Consider the following 15,471-nt stretch of genomic DNA (forward strand, 5'->3'; position numbering starts at 1 on the left):
CTACCCGTCCAGGTGCACCGGCAGGCTGGTGACCACCACCCCGGGCAGCCGGCGCAGCGCCGCGCGGAGCCGGTGCTCGGTACGGCTGTGCAGCGGCCGGTGCCAGCGGCTGCGTACCACCACCTCCGGCACGACGACGGTCAGCACCAGGTCGGCGCGGGAGGCGTGCAGCGCCTCCAGATAGTGCGCGAGCGGCCCGATCACCGCCCGGTACGGGGACACGATCGTCTCCAGCCGCAGGTGGTCGCCCCATGCCTGCCACTGCTCCCGGAACCGGTCCGCCTCCGGCTCCTCGGGGGCGATGTGCACGGCCAGCGTCGGCTGCCCGAGCGAGGCCGCGTACGCCAGGGCCCGCAGCGAGGACCGGTTCAGCCGGGCGACCGGCACCACCACGAGGTGGCGTACCTGCTCGGGCAGTTCCTCGTCCTCGGGCGCGGCGGGCCCGGCGGCGGGCGGCCGCGCCGGCACCACCGGCGGCCCGGGCGCCGTGCCGGCCGGCGGCGGGTGCAGCGCGAGGGACCGGTGCAGCATCCGGTAGTGCCGCTGGATGGCCCGGAACAACAGGATCAGCAGCGGCACGGCGACGACCACCACCCAGGCGCCCTCGGTGAACTTGGCGACCGCCGCGGTGACCAGGACCAGCCCCGAGAAGACGGCGCCGACCGCGTTGATCGTCGCCCGGCGTCGCCAGCCGGGCCCGCGCCGGCGGCGCCAGTGCACCACCATGCCCGTCTGGGACAGGGTGAAGGCCAGGAACACCCCGACCGCGTAGAGCGGGATCAGCGCCTCGGTGCGCCCCCGGAAGGCCACCAGGATCACCGCCGCCGCGGCGGTCAGCGCGACCAGCCCGTTGCTGAAGGCGAGCCGATCCCCCATGTGCAGGAACCGGCGCGGCGCGTGACCCTCCCGGGCCATGAAGAACAGCAGGCGGGGAAAGTCGTTGAAGGCGGTGTTCGCGGCCAGCAGCAGGATCATCGCCGTCGCGGCCTGGACCAGCCCGTACCAGGGACCGCTGGGAAACGTGACCCGGGCCAACTGGGAGAGCATCGACTGCTCGGCGGTGGGCACCAGCCCGGACAGGTGGATCAGCCCGATGAGCCCGAGAAAGAACAGCACCAGCATCGCGACCATCCAGGTCAGCGTGGTGCGCGCGTTGCGCCACTCCGGCCGCCGGAACGCGGGCACCGCGTTCGAGACCGCCTCGATGCCGGTCATCGACACCGCCCCGGAGGAGAACGCGCGGAGCACCAGCAGCAGCCCCAGCCCCTCGACGGCCGGCACCGGCGGCGGGTCGACCGGGACGAACCCCCGCTCGGCCACGCGGAACCAGCCGACCGCGAGCAGCGCCAGCAGCGCGACGACGAAGGCGTACGTGGGCAGCACGAAGAGGTTGCCGGCGGTGCGGACGCCCCGCAGGTTGCCGGCGAGCAGCACGCCGACCACGGCCAGCCCGAGGGGCACCGTCCAGCCGGTCAGCCCCGGGACCGCCGAGGTGACCGCCTTGACGCCGGCGGAGACGGACACCGCCACGGTCAGCACGTAGTCCATCATCAGACCCGCCGCCGCGGCGAGGCCCGCCCCCGCGCCCAGGTTGTCGCCGGCCACGATGTACGAGCCGGCCCCGTGCGGGTAGGCGGCCACGGTCTGCCGGTAGGAGACGCCGACCGCGACCATGAGCAGCGCCAGCCCGGCGGCCAGCGGCAGGGACAGCCCGAGCGCGCCGCTGCCGGCGAGCAGCAGCACGGCGAGCATCGCCTCCGGCCCGTACGCCACCGAGCTGAGCAGGTCGGAGGAGAGCACCGGCAGGGCGACCAGCTTGCGCATCCGCTCGTAGAGCACGGCGGCGCTGCTCAGCGGCGGCCCGAACAGCACCCGCCGCAACCGGGTGCCCGCCCGGCCGAGGCGGGTGCCGGGCAGGTTCGCCGGCTCGGCGGCGACCAGCTCGTCCGGCTCCCCGACCCGGAACATCGCGATCGGGGCGAGCCGGCCGAACCGGGTCGGGGCCGGCTGGCCGGGATGACGACGCAGCGCCGGATCGACGGGCAGGGTGTCCCCGCCGGGTGGTCGGCCCGGCCGGGCGGTCCGCCAGCGGTCGCCGATCCGGCGCAGCGCACGCAGCTCGTCGGGGTCGAGTGGCGGGAACTCGGCCGACGGCGTGACGACCGTGCCACGATCGCCCTTGCTGCCGTCCCGCTTCGCCATCCGCCGTCCCGTCCCGTGTCTTCCCTCCCCCGCACTCTCACGGACGCGGCCGCCTCCGGCGGGCGGAACGGCGGTTCTCGCGGCAAAGAGTGGTTGGCGACAGGCCGACCGGGCCCGGGGCACGGGGTGGCGGGCGGTCAGTCGCGTAGCGGGCCCATGTCGGCCGGGACGGCGGCGGACGCCGGGACGCGGCGGGCGGCGCGGGCTCCGCCGAGCACCACCACCGCGACGCCGGCCAGCAGCAGCGCCAGCCCGGACAGTGCGGTGACTCGGGGCAGTTGCCCCAGCCAGGCCCAGCCGATCAGGGCCGCGCCCGGGGCCTCCAGCAGGACCAGCACGCTGATCGTGGTCGCCGAGACCCGGCGCAGCGCGTAGTTGAACATCGAGTGCCCGAGCAGTTGGGCGCCGGCCACCAGGGCCAGCACGGCGGCCCAGGTGCCGGTGTCGAAGCCGGTCAGCGGCACCCCGCCGACCAGGCAGACCACCAGCAGGAGCAGCGCGCAGACCCCGTAGCAGATGGTGGTGTACGTGGTCGTGCTGATCGTCGTGCGGGCCCGCTCGCCGAACGCGGTGTAGACCGCCGCGAACATCCCGCCGACCACCGCCAGCAGGTCGCCCGCGAAGGCCCGGCCCGAGACGCCGAAGTCGGCCCCGGTGGCGAGGGCCGCCCCGGCGACCGCCACCCCGATGCCGACCCACACCGCGACCGGCAGGCGGCGGCCCTGGCCGCGGGCGATCAGGCCCTGCCAGACCGGCTGGGTGGCGCCCAGCGCGGTCGCCGCGGCGACCGAGGTGAGCTGGGCGCTCGGCATCCAGGTGGCGAAGTGGGCGGCGAGGGCGACCCCGGACAGGACGCAGTAGAGGCCCTCGCGCCGCCCGGCGCCGACCGTCAGCGACCGGAACTCGGCGCGCCGCCGGCCCAGCGCGTACGGGACGAGCACGGCGACCGAGAGCGTGTTGCGCCAGAACGCGACAGCCAGGGCGGGCGCCGCCGCGAACGCCACCAGCGGGGCGGACGACGAGACGGCGGCGACGGCCAGGACGAGCGCCCCGGTGGTCACCGGGTCGAGCGTCGGGCGGTGTGGTGCGGTGGGCACGGGGAGCAATCCTCACACGGCACGGGCCACCACGGACGGTCAACGCTCGGTTACGATCATGCCTGTCCGCGCCGGCGACCCCCTCGACCGCCCGGAGGCGCTCCCATGCCCACCTACCAGGCGGTGCTGTTCGACTTCTTCGGCACGCTGACCTGTTCCGTGCAGCGGGGCGCGGCGCACCGGTCGACCGCCGAGCTGCTCGGCTGCCCGCCCCACACGCTCGTCGACGTGCTCGACCGCACCTTCTACGAGCGGGCCTGCGGCCGGTACGGCAACGCCGAGGCGACGCTGCGCTGGGTCTGCGAGCAGGCCGGCGTGCACCCCTCGGACGACGCGGTCCGGTCGGCGGTGGCCTCCCGCCACCGGGCCGTACGCGCCGACACGCGGCTGCGCGACGAGGCGGTGCCCACGCTGGCCGCGCTGCGCCGGCGCGGCCTGCGGACCGGGGTGATCAGCGACTGCACCCACGAGTTGCCGGCGTTCCTGCCGCAGTTGCCGGTCGCTCCGCTGCTCGACGTGCGGGTCTTCTCGGTGCAGGTCGGGCGCTGCAAGCCGGACCTGGCGCTCTACCAGGCGGCGTGCGGGCGGCTCGGCGTGGCCGCGGCGGACTGCCTCTACGTGGGCGACGGCGGCAGCCAGGAGCTGACCGGGGCGGAGCGGGCCGGCATGACCGCGGTGCGGCTGGCCGCGCCGGACCTGGCCGAGCACATGGTGTTCAACGCCGACGCGGCCTGGCGCGGGCCGGTGCTGCGCTCACTCGACGAGGTGGTCGACCTGGTCGACCGGTCGCCGATGCCGGCGGGCACGCCGGCATCGGCGGGGGCACCCGTGCCGGCGGGCTGCCTCTCGTGACCCGGCCGTGCCCGCGGCCCACGACGTGACCGGCCCGGTCTCAGCGGCGGCGGACCCGGTGCAGGCGGAACGGCTTGCGGATCGCCCGGACCACCGGCGCCTCCCGGGGCACCTCGGCCAGCGAGCCCGCGGGCAGCGCGGCGCCGGCGAGCGGCTCCCCGGCCGGGGCCAACCGGTTCACCGCGCAGCCGTCGGCCGCCCAGCGGTCAACCAGCTCGGTGGTCGGCCCGGGCGCGTTGAGCCGCTTCGCGGCCACCAGCGGCGCCGTGGTCTCCCAGTGCTCGGTGCCCGGCACGAGGCGGCTCACCCGGGCCGGCCAGGTGACGATCCGCCCGCCGTGGTCGCCGCGCAGGGTGACCTGGGCGTCGGTGGCGTCGGCCAGCCCCGGCGCGGACTGCTCCCCCGGGCCGCTGACCACGAAGAGCGCCCCTTCCAGGGGGACGCACCAGAGGGCGAGCGACGGCCCACCGGGCACGCTCACCCAGGCCACGGCGGCCTTCTTCATCGCCTCGTCGACCAGCGGCGTGCTGGTCCGGTCCGCGTCGGTCACACCGGCATCCTCCCGCACCTGCCCCCGTCCCGTCAGCGCCGCCCGGCGTCCGGCCGCGTGGCCGGTGGGCGTGGCGGCACGGATCGCCCAGGTCAGCCGACGAACGGGGGGACCATGATCTCGCCCCGGGCCACCGGCATGACGTGGCCGGCCACGGTGGCGCCCACCGCCTGGCCGCCGGCGGCGGTCACCGTGCAGGCCAGCACGGACGGGCGGTTGATCTCGATGCCCTGGTGGACGGTGTACGCCGCGCGCCCGTCGGCGGGAAGCAGGCCGCTGGCGACCAGCCACACCCCGAGGCCCAGGGCGGCCGAGCCGGTGGCCGGGTCCTCCGGCACGCCCAGTCCGGGAACGAAGACCCGCGCGTGCGCGGTTTGCGCGGCGGCGTCCCAGGAGAAGACGCTGACATGCTCCACTCCGTACCGCTGTGCCGCCGCCGCGTTCACCGTGGCGCGGGCCACCGCGTCCGGGCGGACCGGGAGGTACGGGAACTCCAGCCCGCAGCCGGCCACCCGGGGCGCCGGGCCGACGTGGTCGTCCACGGTCAGGCCGGCCACCTCCAGCAGCGGCTCCGGGTCCAGCTCGGGGCCGAGGGTGGGAACGCCGCCGGTCAGCGTGGCCCCGGTCGCGGTCACCTCGATCGGAAGCACGCCCGCGCCGCACTCCTGGGTGACCTGCCCCGCCGGGAAGAGTCCCCGGCGGCTGGCGGTCACCGCCGCGCCGACGCTGGGATGCCCGGCGAAGGGCAGCTCCTCGGCCGGGGTGAAGATGCGGGCCCGGTAGGTGGCGCCGACCTGGGTGGGCGGAAGTACGAACACCGTCTCGGAGAGGTTGAACTCACACGCGAGCGCCTGCATCTGCTCGGTGGCCAGCGCTTCGGCGCCGAACACCACGGCCAGCGGGTTGCCGGCGAACGGGCGGTCGGTGAAGACGTCCACGATCTCGTAGGCCAAGGTCGACATGTTGATAAACACTAGGCGCTTAGGCTGGTGCCCGTGAGCACGCCGACCCGGATCTACATCGCCCGGCTCGCCGGGGTCGCCGTCTTCGACCCCAACGGTGACCAGGTGGGCCGGGTCCGCGACGCGGTGGCCCGGCTGCGGCCGACGCAGCGCCCGCCGGAGGTGGTCGGGCTGGTCGCCGAGATGCCGATGCGGCGGCGCATCTTCCTCTCCATCAACCGGATCACCTCCATCGACGCCGACGCGGTCGTGCTCGGCAGCGGCACGCTCAACCTGCGGCGCTTCGAGAAGCGCCCGAACGAGCTGCTCGTGCTCCAGGAGCTGCTCGACCGGCGGGTGCAGGTCGAGCCGGGCGGGCAGCCGGGCTCGGTGGTCGACGTGGCGATGGAGTGCAGCCGGGGCGGCGAGTGGTCGCTGACCCGGGTGGCCGTACGCGAGCAGACGGGCCGGCTGAGCCGCCGGGGTCACCTGCACCAGGTCGAGTGGGAGCGGGTACGCGGGCTCAGCGGCATCGCCGACAGCCGGGGCACCGCCAACCTGCTCGCGGTGCTGGAGGACATGCGCCCGGCCGACCTCGCCAACGCCCTCCAGGACCTGCCCGACGCCCGGCGCAACGAGGTCGCCGCCGCGCTGGACGACGAGCGCCTGGCGGACGTGCTGAGCGAGCTGCCGGAGCACGACCAGGTGGAGATCCTGGCCGCGCTGGACCGGGAGCGGGCCGCCGACGTCCTGGAGGAGATGGACCCGGACGACGCGGCCGACCTGCTCAGCGAGTTGCCGCCCCCGGAGCAGGACGTGCTGCTCGACCTGATGCAGCCGGACGAGGCCGACCCGGTGCGTCAGCTGCTCAAGTACACGCCCGGCACGGCGGGCAGCGTGATGACCTCCGAGCCGGTGATCCTGCCCCCCGACGCCACGGTCGCCGAGGCCCTGGCCCGGATCCGGGAGCCGCAGCTCTCGCCCGCGATCGCCGCGCAGGTCTTCGTGTCCCGGGCGCCGATGACCACCCCGACCGGCCGCTACCTCGGCATGGTGCACTTCCAGCGGCTGCTCCGCGAACCGCCGGCCGACCTGCTCGGCGGGGTGGTGGTCAACGACATCGACCCGCTGCGGGCCACCACCCCGCTGCCGGAGATCACCCGCCGGATGGCCACGTACGACCTGGTGGCCATGCCGGTGGTCGACCGCAACAACCGGCTGGTGGGCGCGGTCACGGTCGACGACGTGCTGGACCACCTGCTCCCCCGGGACTGGCGGGACCGGGACGCCGCCGCGAGCCCGGCCGCCACCGAGCCGGTGGGCGGCGCGGATGGCTGACCAGCGACGGGCGCCGCGGCTCGACCAGCCGCGCGAGCCCCGGGGCGTCAAGCTGCCCCGGTTCGACCCGGAGGCGTTCGGGCGGTGGTCGGAGGGCATCGCCCGGGGCATGGGGACCGCGAACTTCATCGTCTACATGACGGTCGTGATCGCGCTCTGGTTCGGCTGGAACACCCTGGCCCCGGCGCACCTGCGCTTCGACCCGTACACCTTCACGTTCCTGACCCTGGTGCTGTCCCTCCAGGCCAGCTACGCGGCCCCGCTGATCCTGCTGGCGCAGAACCGCCAGGCGGACCGGGACCGGGTGGCGCTGGAGGAGGACCGCCGGCGGGCGACCATGCAGAAGGCCGACACGGAGTACCTGGCGCGGGAGATCGCCGCGCTGCGCAACGCGATGGGCGAGGTGGCGACCCGGGACTTCCTCCGCTCGGAGCTGGCCCGGCTGGCCGAGGAGCTGGACGAGGCGAGCCACCGTCGGCAGCGGTTGGAGCGCCGCCAGCAGGAGCGGTCCGCGCAGCGCGAGCAGGGCGGGGACGGGCTCGACGAGCCCCGCGACGAACTGGACGGCGACTGGGCCCGGGACGGCCGGCCGGAGGCCCGGGAAGCCTGAAAAACGCCGCTCGCCCCAAGGGGTCGGGCGAGCGGCGTTCGCCTTTATCGTCCCACTTCGCACCGTAGGCGGTCCACCCCCAACCGCCGTCATCGATTCGCTCACACCGGGCCCCGCTGGCGGCGGCGCGGGGTCACCCCCGACGTAGCATTGCGGGCATGTCAGCACCCGTCAGCACCGTCTCCGACGCGATCCAGGCCGCGCTGGCCACCGTCAACGACCCGGAGATCCGCCGGCCCATCACCGAGCTGGGCATGGTCCGCTCCGCCGAGGTCGGCGACGACGGCGTCGTACGGGTCGAACTGCTGCTCACCGTCGCCGGCTGCCCGCTGAAGGACAAGCTGCGCGCGGACATCACGGCGGCGGTCGGCGCGGTGCCCGGGGTGGCCGGCGTGGAGATCGAGTTCGGTGTGATGAGCCCCGAGCAGCGCCAGGAGCTCCAGGCGAAGCTGCGTGGCGGCGGCGCCTCCCAGGAGCCGGTCATCCCGTTCGCCCAGCCGGGCTCCCGCACCCGGGTGTACGCGGTCGCCAGCGGCAAGGGCGGCGTCGGCAAGTCCAGCGTGACGGTCAACCTGGCCGCGGCGCTGGCCGCCCGCGGGCTCTCCGTCGGCGTGGTCGACGCGGACATCTACGGCCACTCGGTGCCCCGGATGCTCGGCGCGGACGGCCGCCCGACCCGCGTCGAGGACATGATCATGCCGCCGCAGTCGCACGGCGTGAAGGTCATCTCGATCGGCATGTTCACCGCCGGCAACGCCGCCGTGGTGTGGCGCGGCCCGATGCTGCACCGGGCGTTGCAGCAGTTCCTCGCCGACGTCTACTGGGGCGACCTGGACGTGCTCCTGCTCGACCTGCCGCCGGGCACCGGCGACGTGGCCATCTCGCTGGCCCAGCTCCTGCCCAACTCCGAGATCCTGGTCGTCACGACGCCGCAGGCCGCCGCCGCCGAGGTGGCGGAGCGGGCCGGCGCGATCGCCCTGCAGACGCACCAGCGCGTCGTCGGCGTCATCGAGAACATGTCCTGGCTGGAGCTGCCGGACGGCTCGCGGATGGAGGTCTTCGGCGCGGGCGGCGGCCAGACGGTCGCCGAGTCGCTGACGAAGACCATCGGCGCGCAGGTGCCGCTGCTCGGGCAGGTGCCGCTCGACACCCGGGTCCGCGAGGCCGGTGACGAGGGCACGCCGATCGTGCTGGCCGAGCCGGAGTCGCCGGCCGCGAAGGCGCTGGGCCAGGTCGCCGACCGGCTCGCCCTGCGGCGGGAGTCGCTGCTCGGCAAGCCGCTGGGTCTCAAGCCCGCCGGCCGCTGATCCGCCCGCCGGCGCTGTCGCCACCCGACCGGGGCGGCGTTCCCCAGGGAGCGCCGCCCCGTCGCCGTTCCCACGAGGCGTACGGCGCGGCGCCGGCCCGGCGACCTGCGGGCGTCGGCCGGTCCGCCCGGCCCGGCGCCCCGTCGCGAACGATGCCGGGCAGGCCGGGGCGCTGGTCAGGCCGAAGCGGTGGGCGCGGGGTCAGGTGGCGTCGTCGTAGCTGACGCGGGGGGCGGGGGCCGGCGCGCCGCCGGTGGCGGTGCTCGGGCTGGTGCCCTTCGACCGCAGGTCCGCGGCGGAGGCGACGTCCTTCAGCTCGTTGTGCACGCCGGTGACGTCCGCGCGCAGGTTGTCGTAGACGCCCTGCAGCGGCTTCCGGATCGCCTGCTCGTCCTCCTCGCTGAGCAGGTGCTTGCGGATGAACGCCTTGGGGTGCAGATCCTCCAGCTGGATGTCGGTGCCCAGCTCCCGGCTGAGGTCGGTGGTGGCACTGCGGGCCATGTTGCGCAGGTTGCGCACCATCCGCAGGCCGTCACTGATCACGGCGGGCAGCCGGTCGCCGAAGATCAGCAGCGCCAGGAGCAGCAGCCCACCGATCTCCCACCAGTTCAGGTTGTCGAACACTGCACGGGCCTCCTCTCCGCGTCAGCAGCAAGACTACGCACGTCGGACGCCGCGCGGGGAGGGGGTGACCGGCTGCTACTTGGCGTCTGCGGCCAGCGTCACGGAGGCGTTCTGCCGGTCGGAGCCCCGGCGGTACTCCACCGTCACCACCGAACCCGGCGCGAACTTCCGCACCAGGGCGATCAGGTCGGTCGGCTCGGTCATCGGCCGCCCGGCGAGCTTGAGGATCACGTCGCCGGCCCTCAGCCCCGCGCCGGCCGCCGGCCCGGACGGCTCGACGGCCGCCAGGCGTACGCCGGCCCCGCCGGTGCCCGCGCCCTGCCCGCCCACCTGGGCGCCGATCACCGTCCGCCGGGCCTTGCCGGTGCCGATGATGTCCTGGGTGACCCGCTTGGCCTGGTTGATCGGGATGGCGAAGGCGAGGCCGATGTTGCCCGCCTCCTGCCCGTCCGAGACCAGCGACTTGATCGTCGAGTTGACGCCGATCACCCGGCCGGCCCCGTCGACCAGCGGGCCGCCGGAGTTGCCGTGGTTGACCGCCGCGTCGGTCTGGATCGCCGCGTAGTAGCGCGTGGGGCCGCCCGGCTCGCCGGCCTGCATCGTCCGGTCCAGCGCGCTGACGATGCCGGCGGTGACCGTGTTGGCCAGCGAGAGGGGCGACCCGATGGCCAGCACCGGGTCGCCCACGGCCAGCGCGTCCGAGTCACCGAACTCGACCGGGCGCAGGCCCGTCCGGGAGACCTTGATCACCGCGATGTCGGACTCCGGATCCTGCCCGACCACGGTGGCCGGGGCCGAGCTGCCGTCGTTGAAGATCACCGACGCCTTGCCGCCGGTCGCCCCCGCCACCACGTGGTCGTTGGTGATCACGTGCCCGTCGGCGCTGGCGACGAAGCCGGAGCCCTCGCTGGTGCCGCCGAGGCTGGCCACCCGGACGGTCACCACGCTGGGCAGCACCCGCTCGGCGACCCCGGCGAGCGACTCGGGCCGACGCTGGGCCAGGCCGGGGGCCTGGGGGTCGGCGCCGAGCACCGGCCCGCCCCCGGCGCCGCCGCGCACCGCGAAGGCGTACCCGAGGGCGCCGCCCAGGCTGCCCGCGAGCAGCGCGGTGATCAGCGGGATGAGCAGCAGTTGGCGTAGCGTCGGCCGGCCCGGTGCGTCCGGGTCGCTGACCGGCTCGGGCTCGGTGCCGGGGCTCGGGGCGGCAGGCACCACCACCGCGGCCGGCGCGGCCGGGTCGCGCCACGGGTCGGCGAGCGCGTCGGACCACCAGGGCGATGTCGTGCCGCCCGCGGCGCCCTGGAGCGCCGGTGGCGGCCCCGCCGGCGGGTACCCGGGCCCCGGCGGTCGCGCCGGTGCCGGAGTCCCCCCGGGCTGGCGCCAGTCCCAGCCGTCGGTCACGTCGGTGCCTCCCAGTCCTTCCCCGGATCCCGCGCACCACGGAACCGGCGAGGGGGCCGCCCGGTCGCGATCGACGGAATACCGCTTCCAGGATTACACGGATGCCACGTACTCAGTCACCGGTTGCCGGCCGTGATCGTCGGGTGGCGGACGCGCGGCTGCGTCCGTTCGACGTCGCCTCTAGGCTCACAGTGCCCACCCGCCCCCGCACCACTCGCGCCGCCCGGAGGTGTCCCATCGCCACGGTCGCCGGTTCCGGCAGTTCGACGACCCAGGCCCTGCAGTTCGCCGAGTCCTACGTGACCGAGGACCTCGTACTGCGCACCGCCCGCAGCCTGGCCCGGGAGGTCGGCCTCGACGCGGTCACCCCCGGCGCCGGGGCGGCGCTGCGGCTGCTCGCCGCCGCCGGCAGCGCCCGCGCCGTGGTGGAGATCGGCACCGGCACCGGGGTCAGCGGGGTCTGGCTGCTCCGCGGCATGCGCGCCGACGGTGTACTCACCACGATCGACGTGGAGGTGGAGCACCAGCGCATCGCCCGCCGGATCTTCGCCGAGGCGGGCTTCGCCGCCGGCCGGACCCGGATCATCACCGGTCGGGCGCTGGACGTGCTCCCCCGCCTCGCCGACGGCGCGTACGACCTGGTCTTCGTGGACGCCGAGTCGACCGGGTTCGCCGCCTGCGTGGACGCGGCGCTGCGCCTGCTGCGGCCCGGCGGCGTGCTGGCGCTCAACGGCATGCTGGCCGACGGCCGGATCGGCGACCCCGCCGCCCGGGACGTCGAGACGGTCACCATCCGCGAGACGATCAAGGCGGTCCGGGAGTCGGAACACTGGACCCCGGCGCTGCTACCGGTCGGCCACGGGCTGCTCGCCGCCGTCAAGTGCTGACCGGGCGCCGGCCCGCCGGGGGCCGGCGCCGCCCGGCGGTCAGCCCAGCGTGCCCAGCCAGCGCAGCAGCGAGCGTACGCCCCAGCCGGTCGCGCCCTTGGTCAGCTCGGCGTCGTCGCCCTCGGCCCACGACGGCGCGGACATGTCCACGTGCAGCCACCGGTCGCGCAGCTCGCCGGTGAACTCGCGCAGGTAGAGGGCGGCCATCACCGAGCCCGCGCCGCGGTCCGGCGAACTGTGCAGGTCGGCCAGCTCGCTGCCGAGGTGCTCGGTGTAGTCGGCGGGCAGCGGCATCCGCCAGGCCGCCTCGCCGGCGGCCGCGATCGCGGCCAGCACGTCGGCGGCGAGCCCGTCGTTCTCGCTGTAGAGCGCGCCCATCCGCTTGCCCAGCGCGACCGCGTTCGCCCCGGTCAGCGTGGCGAGGTCCACCAGCAGGTCGGGCTTGAGCTGGGCGACGGCGTAGGCGAGCGCGTCGGCGAGGACCAGCCGCCCCTCGGCGTCGGAGTTGGTGGTCTCGCTGGTCGTGCCGCCGTAGTGGCGGACGATGTCGCCGGGGCGGAACGCCGAGCCGCTGAGCATGTTCTCCGCCAGCGGCGCGAGCGTGGTGACCCGGACGGGCAGGCGCAGCGCCGCCGCGCCGAGGGTGGCCGCGACCACCGCCGCCGCGCCGGCCATGTCCTTGCGCATCAGCTTCATCGCCGGCACCGGCTTGATCGAGATGCCGCCGGTGTCGAAGGTGATCCCCTTGCCCACCAGCACCACGTGCGTACGCGCGTCGGCCGGTCGCCAGTCCAGCTCGACCAGGCGCGGAGTGCTGGCCGAGCCGCCGCCGACCGCGAGGATGCCGCCGAAGCCCTCCGCCGCCAGCTCCTCCGGGCCGCGTACCCGCAGGTGCAGGTCCGGCACGTCGACCTCGGCCGCGGCGAGCGCGACCTGGCCGGCGAACCACTCCGGGTTCTTGACCGACGACGGGGTGTTGGTGAGGTCGCGGGCGAACCTGGTCATCCGGGCGGTCGTGCCGGCAGCCTCCACGGCCGACGCGTGCGCGTCCGGGTCGGCCACCACGACGTCGACCCCCGCCAGCGCCGCGGCGGCGCCCGCCTCGGTCAGCCGGAACCGGTACGACGCCAGCAGCAGTCCCTCGACCAGCCCGCGTACGGCCGCCGGGCTGACCCCGGCCGGCATGGCCAGAGTGACGCGCGTCTCATCCCTGGCGGCCCGGGCGAGTGCCGCGCCGGCCGTCCGCCATTCCGCCTCGTCGCCCTCGCCGATCCCGAGCAGCAGCAGCCGGCCGGGGTCGCGCCCGGGCCGGAGGTGCGCCTGGACCTCGCCGGGCCGCCCGGTCGCGCGCGCGGCCGGGACCAGGGCGGCGGCCTCCTCGGTCACGCCGTCGGGCAGCGCCACGTCGGTCGGGACCGGCCGGGCCGGGGCGTCGTCGGCCGAGGCGGGCCGCACGGGCAGTACGAGGACGTCGGGCCGTTCCGGCTCGACGAGCAGACGGATGGCGAGCACGCGGAGCCGTACCTCCAGGAAAGCTCGCGGAGCCGGGCTCCGCGGGAAATGAAGACCCTGAGCCACCGGCCGGGCCGGTGGCTCAGGGGTTGACGAAACGCCCGCGCGGGCGCGCGGACCGCTCCTCGGTCAGCCGGCAGCCGCCTTGAGCGCGTCACCGAGCGCGTTGGCCTCGTCGGGAGTCATCTCGACGACGAGCCGCCCACCGCCCTCCAGCGGGACCCGCATGACGATGCCCCGGCCCTCCTTGGTGACTTCCAGCGGACCGTCGCCCGTCCGCGGCTTCATCGCCGCCATGTTGTCTCCCCTCAGACCTACACCAGGGTCGGTGGGTTGCCCCACAGCCACTTCGTCTTGACCACCCGCAACGTACGCGGGGGTGTCGACCAACGATTTTCCCTGATGAACACCGCCGGACCCAAACCGAAGCAGCATTGATGTAACAGCATCTAGCTTATCCTGAGAATGCCTGTCACAATGTGCGGTCATGCAGGCACGGTCGGCACTCTTCGACCTGTACGGCGACCACCTCCGGGCGAGGGGCGGCCGGGCACCCGTCGCCGCCCTGGTCAAGCTGCTGGCGCCGCTCGGGATCGCCCCGCCCGCCGTGCGTACGGCGGTCTCCCGGATGGTCCGCCAGGGGTGGCTGGACCCGTGCCGGCTCACCTCCGGCCCGGGATATTCGATCACACCGAAAGCCGCCCGCCGACTGGACGAGGCAGCAGCCCGGATCTACCGGACCGGCCGGATCACCTGGGACGGCCGGTTCGACCTGCTGGTGCTGGAGGCGCCCGCCGCGCGGCGGGAACGCCAACGCCTCGCCGCCAACCTGACCTTCCTCGGCTACGGAACCCTGGACGACTGCACCTGGGTGGCCACCCGCCCCGGCGAGGACGTGGACGTGCTGCTCGACGAGGCGGGCGTGCGCTACGAACGGTTCACCGCCGCGCACACCTCCGGCACCCCCGGCGCGATGGGCGTCGTGCGCCGCGCCTGGAACCTGACCGAGATCGGCCAGGCGTACGAGCAGTTCGTCGCCGAGCAGCGGCCACTCCTGGCCGGCGTCACCGTACGCAGCCAGGACGAGGAGGCGTACGCGGCCCGGTTCCGGCTCGTGCACGCGTGGCGTACCTTCCTCTTCCGGGACCCGCAGCTGCCGCCGGCGCTGCTCCCCGAGCGCTGGCCCGGCACCGCTGCGGCCAGTTTCTTCGACCGACACGCGGCCCGGCTGCGGCCGGCCGCCGACCGGTACGTCGAGCAGTGCCTCGACGCCGGCAACCGCCTCGCCCGACAGAAGGGTCGTGAGACGTGACCGAGCCCCTGCTCGTCGACCGCACCGACGCCGTCGTCACCCTGACGCTGAACCGCCCGACGGCGATGAACGCGCTCGACGTGGCGCTCAAGGAGGCGCTGCGGGACACCCTGGCGGAGCTGGAGACCGACCGCTCCTGCCGGGCCGTGGTGCTCGCTGGCGCGGGCCAGTCGTTCAGCGCCGGCCAGGACCTGCGCGAGCACGTGCAGACGCTGGAGTCCACCGACGGCAACCCGCTGGACACCGTCCGGGCGCACTACAACCCGATCGCCGCCCGGCTGGCCAACCTGCCGAAGCCGGTGGTCGCGGCGGTGCGGGGGATGGCCGCCGGGGCGGGCGCGTCGCTCGCCTTCCTGGCCGACATCCGCATCGGCGGGCCGTCGACGAGCTTCCTGATGGCCTTCGCCAGGGTCGGGCTCGCCGCCGACACCGGCGCCTCCTGGACGCTGCCCCGGCTGGTCGGCCACGCCAAGGCGGTCGAGCTGCTGATGCTGGCCGAGCCGGTGCACGCGGCGGAGGCCTGCCAGATCGGGCTGCTCAACCGCCTGGTGGTGGACGACGAGCAGGTGCTGCCGACCGCACAGGAGCTGGCCGCCCGGCTGGCCGCCGGCCCGACCGTCGCGTACGGGGCGATCAAGCGGCAGCTCTCCATCGCCGACGCGGGCACCCTCGCCGACGCCCTCGCGGCCGAGGCACAGGCGCAGTCGATCTGCGGGGGCACCGCCGACCACCGGGCCGCCACCGTCGCCTTCGTCAACAAGCAGAAGCCGGTCTTCGAGGGCCGCTGACGCCTCCGGCTCCGCCCGGGCGTCGCGTCGCCACCGCCCGGGCGGCCAGG

At 75.2% G+C, this 15,471-nt stretch carries 15 protein-coding genes; 7 read left to right on the forward strand and 8 right to left on the reverse strand.

The features are described 5' to 3' along the window. Positions 1-2,202 (reverse strand): APC family permease, encoded by a 2,202-nt coding sequence (locus ABT006_RS00355; RefSeq protein WP_350701498.1) that lies wholly within the window; start codon positions 2,200-2,202, stop codon positions 1-3. A gap of 137 nt (positions 2,203-2,339) precedes the next feature. Continuing rightward, entirely contained in the window at positions 2,340-3,299 is a 960-nt protein-coding gene (locus ABT006_RS00360; protein ID WP_350701500.1) for a DMT family transporter, read from the reverse strand. Positions 3,300-3,404: 105 nt separating this feature from the next. On the opposite strand from ABT006_RS00360, the gene ABT006_RS00365 reads away from it, so the two are divergent. Beyond that, positions 3,405-4,151 carry an HAD family hydrolase gene (locus ABT006_RS00365; protein ID WP_350701501.1) on the forward strand — a complete coding sequence of 249 codons (747 nt, stop codon included), beginning with the start codon at positions 3,405-3,407 and terminating at the stop codon, positions 4,149-4,151. Between the two features lie 40 nt (positions 4,152-4,191). Here the strand turns inward: ABT006_RS00365 and ABT006_RS00370 are convergent, their stop codons facing one another. Together ABT006_RS00370 and ABT006_RS00375 are read right to left on the reverse strand one after the other, a co-directional pair. Continuing rightward, the gene (locus ABT006_RS00370; protein ID WP_350701503.1) at positions 4,192-4,701 is read right to left on the reverse strand and encodes a hypothetical protein; all 510 of its coding nucleotides are present in this window, start codon (positions 4,699-4,701) and stop codon (positions 4,192-4,194) included. A gap of 92 nt (positions 4,702-4,793) precedes the next feature. After that, entirely contained in the window at positions 4,794-5,663 is an 870-nt protein-coding gene (locus ABT006_RS00375; protein WP_350701505.1) for a PhzF family phenazine biosynthesis protein, read from the reverse strand. Between the two features lie 33 nt (positions 5,664-5,696). Here ABT006_RS00375 and ABT006_RS00380 point away from each other — a divergent pair, with 33 nt between their 5' ends. From ABT006_RS00380 to ABT006_RS00390, 3 genes are all read left to right on the forward strand, one after another. Then, positions 5,697-6,980 (forward strand): magnesium transporter MgtE N-terminal domain-containing protein, encoded by a 1,284-nt coding sequence (locus ABT006_RS00380; protein WP_350701507.1) that lies wholly within the window; start codon positions 5,697-5,699, stop codon positions 6,978-6,980. Beyond that, positions 6,973-7,590, forward strand: coding sequence for a DUF1003 domain-containing protein (locus ABT006_RS00385; protein WP_350701509.1), 618 nt, complete (start codon positions 6,973-6,975; stop codon positions 7,588-7,590). The genes ABT006_RS00380 and ABT006_RS00385 overlap by 8 nt, the downstream gene beginning before the upstream one ends. A gap of 158 nt (positions 7,591-7,748) precedes the next feature. Next, positions 7,749-8,897, forward strand: a complete 1,149-nt coding sequence (locus ABT006_RS00390) for an Mrp/NBP35 family ATP-binding protein (RefSeq protein ID WP_350701510.1) — start codon at positions 7,749-7,751, stop codon at positions 8,895-8,897. Positions 8,898-9,098: 201 nt separating this feature from the next. On the opposite strand, the gene ABT006_RS00395 is transcribed toward ABT006_RS00390, so the two are convergent. Continuing rightward, positions 9,099-9,521 (reverse strand): twin-arginine translocase TatA/TatE family subunit, encoded by a 423-nt coding sequence (locus tag ABT006_RS00395; RefSeq protein WP_350701512.1) that lies wholly within the window; start codon positions 9,519-9,521, stop codon positions 9,099-9,101. A gap of 75 nt (positions 9,522-9,596) precedes the next feature. Next, the gene (locus ABT006_RS00400) at positions 9,597-10,922 is read right to left on the reverse strand and encodes a S1C family serine protease (RefSeq protein ID WP_466021973.1); all 1,326 of its coding nucleotides are present in this window, start codon (positions 10,920-10,922) and stop codon (positions 9,597-9,599) included. A 299-nt stretch (positions 10,923-11,221) separates the two neighbouring features. On the opposite strand from ABT006_RS00400, the gene ABT006_RS00405 reads away from it, so the two are divergent. Continuing rightward, the gene (locus tag ABT006_RS00405; RefSeq protein ID WP_350701514.1) at positions 11,222-11,809 is read left to right on the forward strand and encodes an O-methyltransferase; all 588 of its coding nucleotides are present in this window, start codon (positions 11,222-11,224) and stop codon (positions 11,807-11,809) included. A gap of 39 nt (positions 11,810-11,848) precedes the next feature. Here ABT006_RS00405 and ABT006_RS00410 read toward each other — a convergent pair whose 3' ends face one another. Together ABT006_RS00410 and ABT006_RS00415 are read right to left on the reverse strand one after the other, a co-directional pair. After that, positions 11,849-13,321: a leucyl aminopeptidase family protein gene (locus ABT006_RS00410; protein ID WP_350701516.1), complete on the reverse strand. Its 1,473-nt coding sequence runs from the start codon at positions 13,319-13,321 to the stop codon at positions 11,849-11,851. Between the two features lie 129 nt (positions 13,322-13,450). Then, positions 13,451-13,618: a DUF3117 domain-containing protein gene (locus ABT006_RS00415; RefSeq protein WP_007455245.1), complete on the reverse strand. Its 168-nt coding sequence runs from the start codon at positions 13,616-13,618 to the stop codon at positions 13,451-13,453. Positions 13,619-13,808: 190 nt separating this feature from the next. Here ABT006_RS00415 and ABT006_RS00420 point away from each other — a divergent pair, with 190 nt between their 5' ends. Then, entirely contained in the window at positions 13,809-14,633 is an 825-nt protein-coding gene (locus ABT006_RS00420) for a PaaX family transcriptional regulator (RefSeq protein ID WP_350701518.1), read from the forward strand. Continuing rightward, the gene (locus tag ABT006_RS00425; protein ID WP_350701520.1) at positions 14,630-15,421 is read left to right on the forward strand and encodes an enoyl-CoA hydratase-related protein; all 792 of its coding nucleotides are present in this window, start codon (positions 14,630-14,632) and stop codon (positions 15,419-15,421) included. Before ABT006_RS00420 ends, ABT006_RS00425 begins: the two co-directional genes overlap by 4 nt. Positions 15,422-15,471: the final 50 nt, after the last annotated feature.

Origin of the sequence: Micromonospora sp. NPDC002717, from assembly GCF_040295705.1 — a bacterium.
Lineage (GTDB): Bacteria > Actinomycetota > Actinomycetes > Mycobacteriales > Micromonosporaceae > Micromonospora.

Excerpts from the sequence above, each read along its gene's own strand:
- ABT006_RS00365 (WP_350701501.1), top strand. The coding sequence starts at position 3,405 with ATGCCCACCTACCAGGCGGTGCTGTTCGACTTCTTCGGCACGCTGACC.
- ABT006_RS00375 (WP_350701505.1), bottom strand. The coding sequence starts at position 5,663 with ATGTCGACCTTGGCCTACGAGATCGTGGACGTCTTCACCGACCGCCCG.
- ABT006_RS00415 (WP_007455245.1), bottom strand. The coding sequence starts at position 13,618 with ATGGCGGCGATGAAGCCGCGGACGGGCGACGGTCCGCTGGAAGTCACC.
- ABT006_RS00420 (WP_350701518.1), top strand. The coding sequence starts at position 13,809 with ATGCAGGCACGGTCGGCACTCTTCGACCTGTACGGCGACCACCTCCGG.
- ABT006_RS00390 (WP_350701510.1), top strand. The coding sequence starts at position 7,749 with ATGTCAGCACCCGTCAGCACCGTCTCCGACGCGATCCAGGCCGCGCTG.
- ABT006_RS00355 (WP_350701498.1), bottom strand. The coding sequence starts at position 2,202 with ATGGCGAAGCGGGACGGCAGCAAGGGCGATCGTGGCACGGTCGTCACG.
- ABT006_RS00385 (WP_350701509.1), top strand. The coding sequence starts at position 6,973 with ATGGCTGACCAGCGACGGGCGCCGCGGCTCGACCAGCCGCGCGAGCCC.